This is a genomic window from Blastococcus sp. TF02A-35 (genome assembly GCF_004571075.1).
Classification (GTDB): Bacteria; Actinomycetota; Actinomycetes; order Mycobacteriales; family Geodermatophilaceae; genus Blastococcus.
Genome location: NZ_SPQP01000016.1, coordinates 66420 through 82879, shown reverse-complemented (window position 1 = coordinate 82879; position 16460 = coordinate 66420). Strand labels below are relative to the sequence as shown.

Below are 16460 nucleotides of genomic sequence, written 5' to 3'. Positions count from 1 at the left end.
GAGTTCCGCGGCCCGAACCTTCGGCCAGTTCTCCTCGACGACCAACCGGGCCAGCCGAAGACGCTGGCGCGGGGTCAAAGCGGCATTAGCGTGGAGCACGAGGACCTCCGGTGCTTCGTGGAATGGGGCCTTCAGCAGCTCCACTCCACGCCCGGAGGTCCTCCCCGAACAAGACCTACTCAGATCCCGTCGTCACAACTCCTCGACCAACGTCTCCGGTCAGTACACCTAGCCGGCGATCTCGCGCAGCAGCTCGGCCAGCCGGGTGCGCCGGGGCCGCGCCGCGACGTCCCGCACCGCCCGGGCCAGGGCGGCGCCGCTGGCCGGCACGATCGAGAGGTGCTTCTGCGCCCGGGTGAGGGCCGTGTAGACCAGCGGGCGCGACAGCATCCCGCCCGCCTCGGGCGGCAGCACGACGACGACGCCCGGCCACTCCGACCCCTGCGCCCGGTGCACCGTGATCGCCCAGCCGTGGCGCAGGTCGAACAGCGCCTGCCCCGTGCAGGTGACCGGACCGGAGCTGAAGTCCACCGTCAGCGACCCCTCGCCGGTGCCGGTGACCACGCCGACCTCGCCGTTGGCGAAGCCGATGGGGTCCAGGTCCAGGTGGTTGGCCGTGGCGACGACGCGGTCCCCGGGGTCGAACCCGAACACCGCGCCCTCGCCGGGGTTGAGCTTGTCCTTGAGCGCCTTGTTCAGCTCGATCGTGCCGGCCGGGCCGCGGTGCACCGGCGTCACCACCTGCACCGACCCCGGGTCGATCCCCAGGGCGCGCGGGATGGAGTCGGTGACCAGCTGCACCACCCGGCGCGCGGCCTCGGCGCTGCCCGCGGCGGGCACCACGACGACCTCGCGGTCCGGGGAGTCCACCGGGGGCAGCTCGCCCTCGCGCACGGCGGAGGCCAGCCGGGCGATCGCCCCGCCCTCGGCCTGCCGGTAGAGGGTGGTCAGCTCGGTCACGGGGACGACGCCGGAGTCGATCAGGTCGCCCAGCACGTGCCCGGGACCGATCGAGGGCAGCTGGGCGGGGTCGCCGACGAGCAGCAGGTGGGTGCCGTCGGGGCAGGCCTCCAGCAGCGCCGCGGTCAGCTCGACGTCGAGCATCGAGGCCTCGTCGACGACGACCACGTCGGCGTCCAGCGGCCACTCCTCGTTGCGGGAGAACCCGCCCGAGGCGCCCTGGGCGCCGAGCAGCCGGTGCACCGTCGTCGCCGGGTGGTCGGTGAGCTCCTCGAGCCGCTTGGCCGCCCGCCCGGTGGGGGCGGCCAGCGCGATGTCGGTGCCCTTGGCGCGCAGGAGCTTGACGATCGCCGCGACGGTGCGGCTCTTGCCGGTGCCCGGGCCGCCGGTGAGCAGGCTGACGCCGGCCGACAGCACCTGGGCGACGGCCTGCTTCTGCCTCTCGTCCAGGCCCTTGGACACCGAGCGCACCGACGCCGGGTCGGCGATCCGCTCGGCGGCGGCGGCCAGCCGGGCCACGTTCTCGGCCACGGCCTCCTCGGCCATGCCGAACCGGGCCAGCGACAGCGTGCGCAGCGCGGGGTCCGGCTCGGGCGGCTCCTCGTCGGAGCCCTCGTCGAGCTCCGGCTCCGGCGGCTCGTGCTCCAGCACCTCGCCGCCGTCGACCGCGGCGACGATGGCGGCGACCGGGTCGCTGATGCCCTCGGCCTGGAGTGCGGAGACGACCAGGTCGGCCGGGAGCACCGTGTGCCCGTCGCGGGTCGCCGTCCGCAGGGTGAGGACGACGATCGCCCGGCCGCGCCGCGAGTCCTGCCGGTCGGCGCCCTTGAGCACGGCGATCGCCAGCCGGTCGGCGTCGACCAGCGTCACCCCCGGCAGGCCGAGCAGCGCCCACGGGTCGTCGCGCAGCCGGCGGGCGGCGTCCGGCCCCAGGCCGTCGGCCACACCAGCGGCGAGCTTGGCCGGCAGCCCCGCGCCGACGAGCAGCTCGACCACCTCGTAGGTGGGCGCGGCGGCCAGGAAGCTGGAGAAGAGCCGCTCCGCGCGCTGGCGGCCGACGCGCGGCAGCTTCACCAGCCGGTCGGCGGTGACGTCGTCCGGGCCGGTGATGCCGGCGCCCGGGAGCTCCGCGGCCGCACGCTTGCCCAGGCCCGGCCACAGCCCGGCCGCGCAGAAGGCGGCGAAGACCGGGTCGCCGCCGGGGGAGGGAGCCGCGCTCACCGGTCCGACCGGCGCTCGGGGTAGCTGAACGGCGGGGCGGAGACGTCCTCCAGGGCGGTGCGGATCGCCGCGGGCAGCCGCACGACGTCGGCGTCCAGCGACGCCTGGAGCTGCTGCGCGGTGCGCGCTCCGACCACGGGCGCGACGACGCCGGGGCGGTCCCGCACCCACGCCAGCGCCACGGCCAGGGGCGTGGTGCCCAGCCCCTGCGCGGCGGTGATCACGGCCTCCACGATGCGGTCGGACTTCGCCGACCGGAGGCCGTCGATGAAGCCCTGCCACTGCTGGGAGGCCCCGCGGGACTCCGACGGCGTGCTGTGCCGGTACTTGCCGGTGAGGATGCCCCGGCCCAGCGGCGACCAGGCGAGGACGCCGACCCCCAGCGCCTCCGCGGCGGGGACGACCTCGCGCTCGACGCCGCGCTGCAGCAGCGAGTACTCGACCTGGGTGCTCACCACCGGGGTGCGGCCCGGCCAGGCCCTCTGCCAGGTGGCGGCCTGCGCCGTCTGCCAGCCGGTGTAGTTGCTGACGCCGATGTAGCGCGCCCGCCCCGAGGAGACGGCGAGGTCGCAGGCCGCGAGGGTCTCCTCCAGCGGTGTCGTCTCGTCCCAGGCGTGCAGCTGCCACAGGTCGACGTGGTCCAGGCCCAGGCGCTCCAGGGAGGCGTCCAGCGCGGAGATCAGGTGCCCGCGGGAGGCGCCGCGGCCCATCGGCCCCTTGCCCGTGCGGCCGACCGCCTTGGTGGCGACCAGCACGTCCGACCGCGGGACGACGTCGGCCAGCAGGTGCCCGAGGGTCCGCTCGCTCTCGCCGTCGCAGTACACGTCGGCGGTGTCCACGAGCGTCCCGCCGGCGTCGACGAAGGCCGTCAGCTGCATGGCGGCCTCGTCCTCGTCGGTGTCGCCGCCCCACGTCATCGTGCCCAGCGCGAGCCGGGAGACGACCAGTCCGCTGCGACCCAGCGCCCGTTGCTCCACGACCGGCCAACCTACCGTCGACCGGCGACGCCCACCCGCAGGCACCGGGGCGCTCGGGGCGCCGCGCCGCGGCTGCGCCGGTCGCCCCCTAGGGTTGCGACCCGTGCCCGTAGGAACCCTCCGCCGTCCGGCCGCCGCGGTCCTCCCCGGAGGCTGCTGACATGGGGTGGGTCGAGGCCGTCGTCCTCGGGATCGTCCAGGGGCTGACCGAGTTCCTGCCGATCTCCTCCAGCGCGCACCTGCGGGTCGTGGGCGAAGGCTTCGGCTGGGGCGACCCCGGCGCGGCGTTCACCGCGATCACGCAGATCGGCACCGAGGCCGCCGTCCTCCTCTACTTCCGGCACGACATCTGGCGGATCATCACCGCCTGGGTGGCGTCCCTCGGCGGCCGCCGGAAGGGCGACCCGGACGCCCGGATGGGCTGGCTGATCATCGTCGGCAGCGTGCCGATCGGGATCCTGGGCCTGCTGTTCCAGGACGACATCGAGACGACGTTCCGCGACCTGCGCATCGTGGCCACCGCGCTGATCGTGTTCTCGCTCGTCCTGTACGCCGCCGACCGGATCGGCAGCAAGCAGCGCGAGCTCGACCAGCTCACCGTGCCGCACGGCATCGGCTACGGGTTCGCCCAGGCCATGGCGCTGATCCCCGGCGTGTCCCGCTCGGGCGGCACCATCACCGCCGGCCTGTTCCTCGGCTACTCGCGGGCCGCGGCGGCCCGGTACTCGTTCCTGCTCGCCGTCCCGGCCGTGCTGGCCTCGGGCTTCTACCAGGTCTACGAGGAGCTGGGCGGCGACCAGGACGGTGGCACGCCGGTCTCCTGGGGGCCGACCATCCTCGCCACCGTGCTGGCGTTCGGCGTCGGCCTGACCGTCATCGCCTGGCTGCTGCGCTACCTCGACCGCGGGAGCTTCACGCCGTTCGTCGTCTACCGGATCCTGCTGGGCCTGCTCATCCTCGGGCTCGTGCTCTCCGGCGTCCTGGACCCCGCCGCCGGCGCCTGACCGGGCCGATGAGTTCGCCGCGGCCCGGCGGTCTGCACACCATGACCACCACGCGCACGCTCGAGACGTCCGGGGCCACGCTCGTCTACGACGTCCGGGGCCCGCTGCCGACGGCCGACGGGAGGCCGCCGCTGTTCCTGGTCGGCGCCCCCATGGACGCCGGTGGCTTCGCCACCCTCGCGGGGTACCTCGGCGACCGGACCGTGGTCACCTACGACCCGCGCGGGATGGGCCGCAGCACCCGCACGGACGGCCGGACCGACCACACGCCGGAGCAGAACGCCGACGACGTGCACCGGATCGTCGAGGAGGTCGGCGGGCCGGTGGAGCTCTTCGGCAGCAGCGGCGGCGCGGTGACGGCGCTCGCGCTGCTGGCCGCGCACCCCGGCGACGTCACGGCCGTGGTCGCCCACGAGCCGCCGCTGATCACGCTGCTCCCGGACGCCGACCGCGCGGTGGCGGCCGAGCGCGCGGTGCAGGACGCCTACCGCGACAAGGGCGGCGGCTACGGCATGGCCGCCTTCATCGCGCTGACCTCCTGGCAGGGGGAGCTCACCGACGACTTCGCGGCCCGCTCCGCCCCCGACCCCGCCGCCTTCGGGCTGCCGGTCGACGACGACGGGTCGCGCGACGACCCGTTGCTCTCGGGCGCCTCCAACGCCGTCACCGCCTACCGGCCCGACGTCGAGGCGCTGCGCGCGTCCGGCGTGCCGGTCGTGGTCGCCGTCGGCGAGGAGTCGGAGAACCTGCTCACCGGGCGGACATCGGTCGCGGTCGCCCGCGCGCTGGGGCAGGACGCCGTCGTCTTCCCGGGTGGCCACGGCGGCTTCCTGGGCGACGAGTACGGCATGCCCGGCCGACCCGAGGAGTTCGCCGCCAAGCTGCGCGAGGTGCTCGACCACGGCTGACGGCGGGGTGGCGGCGCCGCCACCCTTAGGCTCGGCGGCGTGACCACCGTCATCCTCCTGCGGCACGGCCGCACGACCGCCAACGCCGGCGGGGTGCTCGCCGGGTGGATGCCCGGCGTGCAGCTCGACGAGACCGGCCGGGCCCAGGTGCAGGCGGTGGGGGAGCGGCTGGCGAAGGTGCCGCTCGCCGCCGTCGTGACCAGCCCGCTGGAGCGGTGCCGGCAGACCGCGGGCGCCGTCGTCGCCGGGCGCGAGCTGGAGCTGCAGGCCGACGACCGGCTGGGCGAGGCCCGGTACGGCGACTGGACCGGGCGCACGATCAAGGAGCTGGCCAAGGAGCCGCTCTGGAAGGTCGTGCAGCAGCACCCCTCCGCTGCGGTCTTCCCCGGCCCGGAGGGGGAGGGGCTGGCGCAGACCCAGGCCCGCGCGGTCGCCGCCGTGCGCGACTGGAACGCCCGCCTCGGCCCCGACGCGGTCTGGCTCGCCTGCAGCCACGGGGACGTGATCAAGGCGGTCCTCGCCGACGCCCTGGGCCTGCACCTCGACCAGTTCCAGCGGATCGTCGTCGACCCCGCGTCGATCTCCGTGGTCACCTACACCGACACCCGGCCGTTCGTGGTGCGGATGAACGACACCGGGGGCGACGTCTCGGCCCTGGTCCCGCCGCCGCGCAGGGGCCGCCGCCGCAAGCCGTCGTCCGACGCCGTCGTCGGCGGGGGAGCGGGCACCCCGGCCTGACCTGCTGAGGTCGGCCCCCGGACCGCGTCGCGACCGGCGGCGCGGCACCGCTCCCGCGTAACCTGGGCCCGTGCCCCGTCAGGTCCATCTCTTCGATCGCCCCACCCGGTTCGTCGCGGGGACGGTGGGCCAGCCAGGGGACCGGACCTTCTACCTGCAGGCCACCGACGGGACCGGCCGGACCGTCAGCGTCGCCCTGGAGAAGACGCAGGTGCAGGTCCTCGCCGACCGCATGAACGACCTCCTCGACGAGGTGAGCGGCCGGGCGAACACGGTCATCCCGCCGGAGGCCGACGTCGACGACCTGGAGCCGCTCACCGCACCGGTGGACGAGGAGTTCCGGGTCGCGGCCATGGGGCTGGCGTGGGACTCCGCGGCCGAGGCGGTGGTGGTCGAGGCGGTGGCCGCCGGCGAGGAGCCGATCGAGGAGGACGCGATCCTCTCCGACAGCGACGAGGGCCCCGACGCGCTGCGCGTGACCATCACCCCCATGGCCGCCCGCGCCTTCATCGCCCGTGCCCGCCGCGTGGTCGCCGCCGGCCGGCCCTCCTGCCCCCTGTGCTCGCTGCCGCTGGACCCGGTCGGGCACGTGTGCCCCCGGCAGAACGGCTACCGCCGCTGACCGGCGACGTCCCGGTGAGCGAGCAGCCGGCCGGGCCCGACCTGCGCCCGCCGGCCGACGAGGCGGAGGCCCTGGAGCTGCTGCGCACCGGGACGATCGACCTCGAGGGCCGCATGCTCGACGCGTCGAACGTGACGCTGGTGGGCGCGATCCGCACGGACTCCGTGGCCGCCGAGTGCGTCTACAAGCCGGTGGCGGGGGAGCGGCCGCTCTGGGACTTCCCCGACGGCACCCTCGCGGGCCGGGAGATCTCCGCGTACCTGGTCTCGGAGGCCACCGGCTGGCGGGTCGTGCCGCCCACGGTGCTGCGGGAGGGCCCGTTCGGCCCGGGGATGGTGCAGCTCTGGGTGGACGGCGACGAGGACGTCGACCTCGCCGAGTTCGTGCGCCGCGACGACCCCGCGCTGCGCCGGATGGCGGTGTTCGACGCGGTGGTGAACAACGCCGACCGCAAGGGCGGGCACATCATCCCGATGCCCGACGGCCACGTGTACGGCGTCGACCACGGCATCTGCTTCTCGGTGGACCCGAAGCTGCGCACGCTCCTGTGGCGCTGGGCGGGGCGCCCGATCCCGCTGGCCGCGCTCGAGGTGCTGGAGAAGCTGGCCGACGACCTGCGCGGCGACCTCGGCGAGCAGCTGCACGAGCACCTCACCCGGACCGAGGTGCGGTGCACCCAGCGGCGGGTGGCCGACCTGCTGCGGACCAAGCTGCACCCCGAGCCCAACGGCGAGTGGCCCGCGCTGCCCTGGCCGCCCTTCTGAGATCGACCCCGCCTGCTCGCGCGAGAACGCGGTCACGACGCTGGTGAGGACCGCGCGCTCACGCAAGAACGCGGGTACCCGTGCGCCCCGCTCGCCGGTACCTCCGTCGCGGATGACCGGTGTCACCCGCCGGCCCTAGGGTGCGCGCATGGCGCACCGCTCGCGACTGTCGATCCTGCTGCTCGACCTCCCGCCGGAGCACCACGCCGCGGGCAGCGCCTTCTGGGCCGGTGCCACGGGGCGCCCTGCCGCGCCCGACGCCGACGACGAGAGCTGGGCGTCGCTCGGCTCGTTCGCCGACGGATGGCACGTGGAGGTCCAGCGGACGGGGGAGGGGACGCCGCCGCGCTGGCACGTGGACATCGAGACCGACGACATCCCCGCCGAGGTCGCCCGCCTGGAGGCGCTGGGAGCGCGGCGGCACCGGGACATGGGCACGTTCTGGCAGCTGCTGGACCCGGCCGGGCTGGTGTTCTGCGTCGTCGGCGTCCAGACCGGCGAGGAGTTCGACCGCCACGCCGTCAGCTGGCCCTGAGGACCGGGTCGCGCGCAGGCGCGGTCAGGAGGCGGCCATGCCCGTGCGCGCGCCGAGCATCCGCAGGGCCTCCTCGACCCGCGGGAGCGTCGAGGAACCGACCGTCGAGAGGTAGCCGGCCAGGTTCGCGTCGGCGCTCTCGACGTTCCGGGCCAGCAGCCGCAGCTCCGCTGCGGCGCCGGGGTCCGCGCCACCGTCGGAGGCGCCCTGCAGCGCCGTCGTGAGCTCGCGGAGCCGCGCCATGCGGCGTTCCTGGTCCGCCCGCATCCACTCGACCATCGCCGCGTCCGACCTGACGCTGCTGTAGGCGGTCAGCACGGCCAGGCTCAGCTCGCCGGAGCGGTCGTCGTGCAGCAGCGCGGGCGCGTGCCCCTCCCAGGCGGTGTACCGCGGTGGCGCCGGCATGTCACCGCCCGAGCCGATGGCCTGCTCCAGGGAGTGCTTGTTCTCGAGCAGCTCCACGTAGACCATCCGCGCCGCGATCCGCCCCTCCCGCCGGCGCCGCAGCGCCTCCGTCGCCGCCGACAGCAGCCAGCCGAGGACGACACCCGCGAGGGCCAGCGCCGTTGCCATGGCAGGTCACGGTAGGCCCGGTTCGTGGGCGCTTCGAGAGGTTCCTGCGCGGCTCACTCCAGCCGGACGAGCCCGATCGTCGCGGCCGCCCGGGGACCGTCGCCGTCGACGGTGAGGACCTCCAGCGGCACGCGCCGCCAGACCGCGAGCATCAGGTCGCCGGCGGTGCCGGTCAGCGTCGCGACCGGGAACGGGCGCGAGCCGGGGAACAGCGTGCGCTCGGCGTCGGCGTCGACCGCGTGCAGCACCACCGGGTGCGCGTCGTCGGGCGGGCCGGCGGGCAGCGCGGCGGGGACCATGACCTCCAGCCACTCGTCGAGGCCGTCCAGCCCGACGTCGGCGGGGATCGGCCGCACGTCGCCGAGCACCTGCTCGACGTCGACCGTGTGCACCGTGGCCTCGTGCAGCTGGCGGCGGAGGACGAAGGCGACGTCCTGGCGCGCGGCCCACGTCCAGACGCGCTCGGCGGGGTCCGCGCCGGCCAGCGCCGTCTCGAGCTCGGCGCTGCGCGCCGCCGCGTAGGCCAGCAGCTCGTCGTCGGCGTGCCGCACCGGCTCGACGTAGCCGGAGGGGTCCGGCGCGCGCGTGGCCACCACCCACGCCCAGAACCGCTGCACCTCGGCCAGGTGCCACACCAGGTCGGCCAGCGACCAGTCCGGGCAGCCCGGCACGCGGGCCGCCCACCCGCGGGCGAGGACGGCCTCCGCGGCGGCCTCACCGAACCGGGCGTTCACCCGCCGCAGGGCGGGCAGGTACTCGTCGACGTCCATGGTGCCCCCTCCGACCGGATGACCCGCACGGGCGTGCGGCCCGGCGGCGTCGGACCTCGCAACTAGGCTCGTGCCGTGCTCTCCTGGCCCGCTCCGCTGCTGCCGACCCTGCCCGGCACCGGCCCCGTCCTCAAGGTCTACGACACCGCCCGGGGAGAGGTGGTCGCCACGACCCCCGACCGGACCGCGCGGATGTACGTCTGCGGCATCACCCCGTACGACGCCACGCACCTCGGGCACGCGGCCACGTACCTGGCCTTCGACCTGGTCAACCGCATGTGGCGGGACGCCGGCCACGCCGTGCACTACGTGCAGAACGTCACCGACATCGACGACCCGCTGCTCGAGCGTGCCGACCGCGACGGCGAGGACTGGGTCGTCCTCGGCATGCGGGAGACGGCGCTGTTCCGCGAGGACATGACGGCGCTGCGCGTGCTGCCGCCGGAGGACTACGTGGGCGCGGTCGAGGCGATCCCGGGCATCGTGGCGCAGATCGAGCAGCTGCTGGACGCCGGCCTGGCCTACGTGCTCGACGACGGCACCGGCGACGTCTACCACGACGTCGCGCAGGCGCCCGGCTTCGGCAGCGAGTCCCGGTACGACGAGGAGACGATGCTGCGCTTCTTCGCCGAGCGCGGGGGCGACCCCGACCGGGCGGGCAAGCGGAACCGGCTGGACCCCCTCCTGTGGCGCGGCCGCCGCGAGGGCGAGCCCTCGTGGCCCGGCCCGCGGGGCGCCGAGGGCCGCCCGGGCTGGCACATCGAGTGCGCCTGCATCGCGCTGGACACCATCGGCATGGGCTTCGACGTGCAGGGCGGCGGCAGCGACCTGGTCTTCCCGCACCACGAGTTCTCCGCCGTCCACGCCGAGGCGCTCACCGCCACCAAGCCCTTCGCGAAGGCCTACGTGCACGCGGCGATGATCGGGCTCGACGGCGAGAAGATGAGCAAGAGCCGCGGCAACCTGGTGTTCGTCTCCAAGCTCCGCGGCGAGGGCGTGGACCCGATGGCGATCCGCCTCGCGCTGCTGTCCGGCCACTACCGCACCGACCGCGCGTGGACCCCCGCCCTGCTCAGCGAGGCCGAGGAGCGGCTGGCCACCTGGCGCCGCGCCACCGCGCTGGACGCCGGTGCGCCGGCCGGCGCGGTGCTGCTCGGGCTGCGGGAGCGGCTGGCCGACGACCTCGACAGCCCCGGCGCCATCGCCCTGGTCGACGAATGGACGCGGCGCACCCTGGCCGGGGGAGCGGACCTCGAGGAGGAGGCGCCGCGGGTCATCTGCGACGCCGTCGACGCGCTCCTCGGCGTGGACCTGGGCGACTGCGGATGACCGGTGCGCCCCCGGGGCCGTTCCGGCTGACCGACCGCGCCGCCCGGGAGCGGGCGGAGGCCGACCTGGCCCCCGCCGCCACCCGGGCCGCCGCCTCGCGCGGCCGGGCCCGGCCGGAGGCGGAGGACCCGCTGCGGACGGCGTTCGAGCGCGACCGCGACCGGATCCTGCACGCGAAGGCCTTCCGCCGGCTCAAGCACAAGACGCAGGTCTTCCTGAACCCCGACGGTGACCACTTCGTCACCCGGCTCACCCACACCCTGCAGGTCAACCAGGTCGCCCGGTCCCTGGCCCGCGCGCTCGGGCTGAACGAGTCTCTGGCCGAGGCGATCGCGCTCGGCCACGACGTCGGCCACTCGCCGTTCGGCCACATCGGGGAGGACGCCTTCGACCCCTACGTCGAGGGCGGCTGGCACCACGCCGCGCAGGGCGTGCGCATCGTCGAGGTGCTCGAGGACCTCAACCTCACCTGGGAGGTGCGCGACGGCATCCGCGCGCACAGCTGGAAGATCTCCCCGCCGCCGGCCACCCGCGAGGCCGAGTGCGTGCGGTACGCCGACCGGATCGGCTACCTCTCCCACGACGCGCTGGACGCCGCCCGAGCCGGGGTGATCCGCGCCGGTGACCTGCCGGCGCGTGCCGTCGCGGTCTTCGGTCAGCCCGGCAGCGAGATGGTCGGCCGGATGATCGACGCCGTGGTCGCCGGCTCGCTGGCCCCCGGCAGCACGAGCGTGGTCATGGACCCCGACGCCCTCGAGGCGATGCACGAGCTGCGGGACTTCATGTTCAGCCGCGTGTACGCCTCCGACGTCGCCGCAGGGCAGAAGCACGTCGCCGTCGACGTCATCCGCCGCCTGGTCGACCACCACCTGGCGCACCCGGACCTGATGCCGGCGACCTACCGGGACACCGAGGCCCCGGTGCTCACCCAGGTCGTGGACTACGTGTCGGGCATGACCGACCGGTTCGCGCTGGCCACGCACGACCGGCTGTTCGACGCCGACGCGTCGTCCCAGATGCGCCCGCTGCTCCGCTAGGGCCGGCTCGCGCTGACGTCAGGCGCCGCCGGCGGAGCCGCCCCGGCCGCCCAGCGGAAGGACCCCGTCGCCCCCCACCGCTCGCACGCTCGCGACGGGTCCCTGCGACGGGGCCGCGCTCACGCTCCTCCGGCGGAGCCGCCCCGGCGGCGCAGGTATCTCTCGAACTCGCGGGCGATCGTGTCGCCGTTGGCCTGGGACAGGTCGACCTCGGTCGCCCGCTCCTCCAGGGAGCGCACGTACTCGACGACCTCGGCGTCCTCGTTGGCCATCTCGTCGACGGTCTTCACCCAGTCGTCGGCCTGCTGCGGCAGCGCGCCCAGGGGCACCGTCGTCTCCAGGACCTCCTCGACCCGCTGCAGCAGCGCGACCGTGGCCCGTGGCGACGGCGGCTGCGACACGTAGTGCGGAACCGCCGCCCAGAAGCTGATCGCCGGCAGGCCCGCCTGCACGCAGGCGTCCTGGAAGACCCCGAGGATCCCGGTCGGCCCCTCGTAGCGGGACGCCTCCAGGCCGTAGGTCCGGGCCGACTCGCTGTCGTAGGCCGAGCCGGTCACCGGCGTCGGGCGGGTGTGCGGGGTGTCGGCCAGCAGGGCACCCAGCGCGACCACGATGCTCGCGTCCAGCTCCTCGAGGATCTCGATGAGCTCCTCGCAGAAGCCGCGCCAGCGCATGTTCGGCTCGATGCCCCGGATCAGGACGACGTCGCGGTCGAGGCCCTCGGGGCGGGCGACGGAGATGCGCGTGGTCGGCCACTCGATGCGGCGGCTCACCCCACCCACCAGGGAGACGGTGGGGCGGTTGACCTGGAAGTCGTAGTAGTCCTCGGGGTCCAGCGCGGCCAGCGGCTTGGCGTCCCAGATCAGCTCGAGGTGCTCGATCGCCCCGGTCGCGGCGTCGCCGGCGTCGTTCCAGCCCTCGAAGGCCACGACGACCACCGGGTCGGTGAGCTGCGGCAGGTCGTCGGCACTGGACATCGGGTCGGTCACCCCTGCCAGCCTACGTCGATCCCGCCGTCATCCCCCGGTGGCCGTGGGGGGATGTGCGCCGTGGCCTGCTGTGCTGCGGGCCGCCGAGGTGAGACGATGGCCTCGACATCGGGAACGCCCAGGCCTGGGCCAGCCCGCCGGGGTGACGGAGCGCCCGCACCAGGGACGCCGCCCGCACGCCCACCACGTGAAGCCTCTGGGGATCCGCTGTGTCCGATGCACCCACCCTCCGGCCCGACGCCACCGAAGCCCTCACCGCCGCGCTGCAGCAGCGCATCCTCGTGCTCGACGGCGCCATGGGGACGGCGATCCAGCGGGACCGCCCGGACGAGGCGGGCTACCGCGGCGAGCGGTTCGCGGACTGGCCGAGCGACGTGCAGGGGAACAACGACCTGCTCAGCCTCACCCAGCCGCAGATCATCGCCGGCATCCACCGCGAGTACCTCGAGGCCGGCGCGGACCTGATCGAGACCAACACCTTCAACGCCACGACGATCTCGCTGTCGGACTACGGCATGGAGGACCTGGCCTACGAGCTGAACGTTGCCTCCGCCCGCCTGGCCCGCGCCGAGGCCGACGCGATGACCGCCCGGACGCCGGACAGGCCGCGGTACGTCGTCGGCGCCATCGGGCCGACCAGCCGGACGGCGTCGATCTCCCCGGACGTGAACGACCCGGGCGCCCGCAACATCAGCTTCGACGAGCTGGTCGAGGCCTACCTGGAGCAGGCCAACGGCCTGGTCGACGGCGGCTCGGACGCCCTGCTCATCGAGACGATCTTCGACACGCTCAACGCCAAGGCGGCGATCTTCGCGCTGGAGACGCTGTTCGCCGACCGCGGGCGCCGCTGGCCGGTGCTGATCTCCGGCACCATCACCGACGCCTCCGGCCGCACCCTGTCGGGCCAGGTGACCGAGGCGTTCTGGCACTCGGTGCGGCACGTCCGGCCGCTGCTCGTCGGCCTCAACTGCGCGCTGGGCGCCAAGGAGATGCGGCCCTACATCGCCGAGATCTCCCGCGTCGCCGACACGTTCGTCTCCTGCTACCCGAACGCCGGGCTGCCCAACGCCTTCGGCGAGTACGACGAGTCGCCCGAGGAGACCGCGGCGATCATCGGCGAGTTCGCCGAGAGCGGCTTCGTGAACCTCGTCGGCGGCTGCTGCGGCACGACGTCGGCGCACATCGCCGCGATCGCCGCCGCCGTCGAGGGCAAGGCTCCCCGCACGCCGGCCGAGGTCCGCCCCGCGCTGCGGCTGTCCGGCCTGGAGCCGCTGACGGTCACCGAGGAGTCGCTGTTCGTCAACGTCGGCGAGCGCACCAACATCACCGGCTCGGCGCGCTTCCGGAACCTGATCAAGGCCGGCGACTACCCGGCGGCCCTCGCGGTCGCCCGCCAGCAGGTGGAGGCCGGCGCGCAGGTCATCGACGTCAACATGGACGAGGGGATGATCGACGGCGTCGAGGCGATGGACCGCTTCACCAAGCTGATCGCCGCCGAGCCCGACATCTCCCGCGTCCCGGTGATGGTCGACTCCTCGAAGTGGGAGGTGATGGAGGCCGGCCTCAAGAACATCCAGGGCAAGGCCATCGTCAACTCCATCTCGATGAAGAACGGCGAGGAGGAGTTCGTCGAGCACGCCCGGCTGTGCGCCAAGTACGGCGCCGCCGTCGTCGTCATGGCCTTCGACGAGAACGGGCAGGCCGACGACCTGCAGCGGCGGATCGACGTCTGCCGGCGGGCCTACGACGTGCTCACCCAGCAGGTCGGCTTCCCGGCCGAGGACATCATCTTCGACCCGAACATCTTCGCCGTGGCGACCGGCATCGAGGAGCACGCGAACTACGGGCTGGACTTCATCGAGGCCACCCGCTGGATCAAGCAGAACCTGCCCGGCGCGCTGGTGTCCGGCGGCGTCTCGAACGTGTCGTTCTCCTTCCGCGGCAACAACCCCGTGCGCGAGGCGATCCACGCCGTCTTCCTGTACCACGCGATCCAGGCCGGCCTGGACATGGCGATCGTCAACGCCGGGGCCATCGAGGTCTACGACGAGGTTCCGGCGGAGCTGCGCGAGCGGATCGAGGACGTGATCCTCAACCGTCGCCCCGACAGCACCGAGCGGCTGCTGGAGATCGCGGGGGACTACGCCGGCGACGGCGCCGCCAAGGAGGTCGCCACCGAGGAGTGGCGCTCGCTGCCGGTGGGCGAGCGGATCACCCACGCGCTGGTGAAGGGCATCGACGCGCACGTCGAGGACGACACCGAGGAGCTCCGCCAGGAGATCGCCGCCCGCGGCGGCCGGCCCATCGAGGTGATCGAGGGCCCGCTGATGGACGGCATGAACGTCGTCGGCGACCTGTTCGGCGCCGGCAAGATGTTCCTGCCGCAGGTGGTGAAGTCCGCCCGCGTCATGAAGAAGGCGGTCGCCTACCTGATCCCGTTCATCGAGGCGGAGAAGAAGCCGGGGGACGCCGAGCGCAGCAACGGCAAGGTCGTCATGGCCACCGTGAAGGGCGACGTCCACGACATCGGCAAGAACATCGTCGGCGTGGTCCTGCAGTGCAACAACTACGACGTCGTCGACCTCGGCGTCATGGTGCCCGCGCAGCGCATCCTCGACGCCGCCAAGGAGGAGGGCGCCGACATCATCGGCGTCTCCGGGCTCATCACGCCGTCGCTGGACGAGATGGTGAACCTGGCCTCGGAGATGGAGCGGCAGGGCTTCGACATCCCGCTGCTCATCGGCGGGGCGACGACGTCGCGCGCGCACACCGCGGTCAAGGTCGCGCAGAAGTACCACGGCCCGGTCATCTGGGTGAAGGACGCGTCCAGGTCGGTGCCCGTCGTGGCCGCGCTGCTGTCGGACGAGCAGCGGCCCGCGCTGGTGGCCCGCACCGACCAGGAGTACGCGGAGCTGCGCGAGCGGCACGCCGCCCGGCAGGACAGCCGGAAGCTCCTGCCGATCGACAGGGCACGCGAGGCCGCCACCCCGATCGACTGGACCGGCTACACGCCGCCCCGGCCGCGGATGCTGCTGCAGCAGGCCAAGGACGTCTGCTCCGGGCCGGACTGCGGGGTCGTGCTCGACGGCGCCACCCAGTTCGTGCGCCACTTCCACGACTACCCGCTCGAGGAGCTGCGCGGCTACATCGACTGGCAGCCGTTCTTCAACGCGTGGGAGATGCGGGGCCGGTTCCCCGACATCCTGCACAACCCGGCGACCGGCGAGGCGGCGCGGCGGCTCTACGACGACGCCAACGAGATGCTCGACCGGATCGTCGCCGAGAGGTGGTTGCGGGCCAGCGGCGTCTTCGGCCTGTTCCCGGCCAACCGCGTCGACGGCGAGGACATCGAGGTCTACACCGACGAGTCGCGCACCGCGGTCCGCACCACGCTGCACCAGCTGCGGCAGCAGACCGAGGGCCGGGACGGCTCGCCGCGCAAGTCGCTGGCCGACTTCGTGGCGCCCAAGGAGACCGGGCTGGCCGACTACGTCGGTGCCTTCGCGGTGACCGCGGGTCTGGGGTCCACCGAGCGCGTGATGGCGTTCAAGAAGGACAACGACGACTACAGCGCGATCATGCTGGAGGCGCTGGCCGACCGGCTGGCCGAGGCGTTCGCCGAGCGGCTGCACGAGCGGGTGCGCAAGGAGTTCTGGGGCTACGCGCCGGACGAGACGCACGACAACGCGGCGCTGATCGCCGAGAAGTACCGCGGCATCCGCCCGGCGCCGGGCTACCCGGCCTGCCCCGAGCACACCGAGAAGCGCACCATCTGGGAGCTGCTCGACGTCGAGGCCACGGCCGGCATCGAGCTGACCGAGAGCCTGGCGATGTGGCCGGGGGCCGCCGTCAGCGGCTTCTACTTCTCGCACCCGGAGTCGCGGTACTTCGTGCTCGGGCGGGTCGGCCGCGACCAGGTCGAGGACTACGCCCGGCGCAAGGGCTGGACCGTCGACGAGGCCGAGAAGTGGCTCTCGCCGAACCTGGGCTACCGGACCGAGAACGAGTAGAAGGCCCCCCAAGGCCCCTTCCG

The 16460-nt window shown here is 74.1% G+C and carries 14 protein-coding genes and 1 pseudogene; 9 read left to right on the top strand and 6 right to left on the bottom strand.

Annotation, left to right across the window (positions count from 1 at the left end; all coding sequences use genetic code 11):
- From E4P43_RS10035 to E4P43_RS10025, 3 genes and pseudogenes are all read right to left on the bottom strand, one after another.
- Window positions 1-99 (bottom strand): annotated as a pseudogene (locus tag E4P43_RS10035) (IS481 family transposase); the annotation flags it as partial.
- A gap of 129 nt (window positions 100-228) precedes the next feature.
- Window positions 229-2181 (bottom strand): AAA family ATPase, encoded by a 1953-nt coding sequence (locus E4P43_RS10030; protein ID WP_135145308.1) that lies wholly within the window; start codon window positions 2179-2181, stop codon window positions 229-231.
- Window positions 2178-3158: an aldo/keto reductase gene (locus tag E4P43_RS10025; RefSeq protein ID WP_135145307.1), complete on the bottom strand. Its 981-nt coding sequence runs from the start codon at window positions 3156-3158 to the stop codon at window positions 2178-2180. The genes E4P43_RS10030 and E4P43_RS10025 overlap by 4 nt, the downstream gene beginning before the upstream one ends.
- A gap of 161 nt (window positions 3159-3319) precedes the next feature.
- On the opposite strand from E4P43_RS10025, the gene E4P43_RS10020 reads away from it, so the two are divergent.
- The 6 genes from E4P43_RS10020 (at window position 3320) to E4P43_RS09995 (ending at window position 7729) form a co-directional block, all read left to right on the top strand.
- Window positions 3320-4162 carry an undecaprenyl-diphosphate phosphatase gene (locus E4P43_RS10020; protein ID WP_135145306.1) on the top strand — a complete coding sequence of 281 codons (843 nt, stop codon included), beginning with the start codon at window positions 3320-3322 and terminating at the stop codon, window positions 4160-4162.
- 41 nt (window positions 4163-4203) lie between these two features.
- On the top strand, window positions 4204-5070 hold the full coding sequence (locus tag E4P43_RS10015; protein ID WP_135145305.1) for an alpha/beta hydrolase: 867 nt from the start codon (window positions 4204-4206) through the stop codon (window positions 5068-5070).
- 39 nt (window positions 5071-5109) lie between these two features.
- Entirely contained in the window at window positions 5110-5808 is a 699-nt protein-coding gene (locus E4P43_RS10010) for a histidine phosphatase family protein (protein WP_135145304.1), read from the top strand.
- 70 nt (window positions 5809-5878) lie between these two features.
- The gene (locus tag E4P43_RS10005) at window positions 5879-6430 is read left to right on the top strand and encodes a DUF3090 family protein (RefSeq protein WP_135145303.1); all 552 of its coding nucleotides are present in this window, start codon (window positions 5879-5881) and stop codon (window positions 6428-6430) included.
- A 14-nt stretch (window positions 6431-6444) separates the two neighbouring features.
- The gene (locus tag E4P43_RS10000; RefSeq protein ID WP_135145302.1) at window positions 6445-7194 is read left to right on the top strand and encodes an SCO1664 family protein; all 750 of its coding nucleotides are present in this window, start codon (window positions 6445-6447) and stop codon (window positions 7192-7194) included.
- Between the two features lie 148 nt (window positions 7195-7342).
- Window positions 7343-7729, top strand: coding sequence for a VOC family protein (locus E4P43_RS09995; RefSeq protein WP_135145301.1), 387 nt, complete (start codon window positions 7343-7345; stop codon window positions 7727-7729).
- A gap of 24 nt (window positions 7730-7753) precedes the next feature.
- Here E4P43_RS09995 and E4P43_RS09990 read toward each other — a convergent pair whose 3' ends face one another.
- Both E4P43_RS09990 and E4P43_RS09985 read right to left on the bottom strand, forming a co-directional pair.
- Window positions 7754-8302, bottom strand: a complete 549-nt coding sequence (locus E4P43_RS09990) for a hypothetical protein (RefSeq protein WP_135145300.1) — start codon at window positions 8300-8302, stop codon at window positions 7754-7756.
- A 53-nt stretch (window positions 8303-8355) separates the two neighbouring features.
- The gene (locus tag E4P43_RS09985) at window positions 8356-9072 is read right to left on the bottom strand and encodes a maleylpyruvate isomerase family mycothiol-dependent enzyme (protein WP_135145299.1); all 717 of its coding nucleotides are present in this window, start codon (window positions 9070-9072) and stop codon (window positions 8356-8358) included.
- A 75-nt stretch (window positions 9073-9147) separates the two neighbouring features.
- Between E4P43_RS09985 and mshC the strand changes: the two genes are divergently transcribed.
- Window positions 9148-10401 carry a cysteine--1-D-myo-inosityl 2-amino-2-deoxy-alpha-D-glucopyranoside ligase gene (mshC, locus tag E4P43_RS09980; protein WP_135145298.1) on the top strand — a complete coding sequence of 418 codons (1254 nt, stop codon included), beginning with the start codon at window positions 9148-9150 and terminating at the stop codon, window positions 10399-10401.
- Window positions 10398-11438 (top strand): HD domain-containing protein, encoded by a 1041-nt coding sequence (locus E4P43_RS09975; protein WP_135145297.1) that lies wholly within the window; start codon window positions 10398-10400, stop codon window positions 11436-11438. Before mshC ends, E4P43_RS09975 begins: the two co-directional genes overlap by 4 nt.
- 119 nt (window positions 11439-11557) lie before the next feature.
- On the opposite strand, the gene E4P43_RS09970 is transcribed toward E4P43_RS09975, so the two are convergent.
- Window positions 11558-12427, bottom strand: a complete 870-nt coding sequence (locus E4P43_RS09970) for a PAC2 family protein (RefSeq protein WP_209313820.1) — start codon at window positions 12425-12427, stop codon at window positions 11558-11560.
- A gap of 209 nt (window positions 12428-12636) precedes the next feature.
- On the opposite strand from E4P43_RS09970, the gene metH reads away from it, so the two are divergent.
- Window positions 12637-16437 (top strand): methionine synthase, encoded by a 3801-nt coding sequence (gene metH / locus E4P43_RS09965; RefSeq protein WP_135145296.1) that lies wholly within the window; start codon window positions 12637-12639, stop codon window positions 16435-16437.
- The last annotated feature ends 23 nt before the right edge of the window (window positions 16438-16460 follow it).

Bases quoted from the DNA above. Each gene is read 5' to 3' on its own strand.
- E4P43_RS10020 (WP_135145306.1), top strand. From the start codon at position 3,320: ATGGGGTGGGTCGAGGCCGTCGTCCTCGGGATCGTCCAGGGGCTGACC.
- E4P43_RS09995 (WP_135145301.1), top strand. From the start codon at position 7,343: ATGGCGCACCGCTCGCGACTGTCGATCCTGCTGCTCGACCTCCCGCCG.
- E4P43_RS09985 (WP_135145299.1), bottom strand. From the start codon at position 9,072: ATGGACGTCGACGAGTACCTGCCCGCCCTGCGGCGGGTGAACGCCCGG.
- E4P43_RS09990 (WP_135145300.1), bottom strand. From the start codon at position 8,302: ATGGCAACGGCGCTGGCCCTCGCGGGTGTCGTCCTCGGCTGGCTGCTG.
- E4P43_RS10015 (WP_135145305.1), top strand. From the start codon at position 4,204: ATGACCACCACGCGCACGCTCGAGACGTCCGGGGCCACGCTCGTCTAC.
- E4P43_RS09975 (WP_135145297.1), top strand. From the start codon at position 10,398: ATGACCGGTGCGCCCCCGGGGCCGTTCCGGCTGACCGACCGCGCCGCC.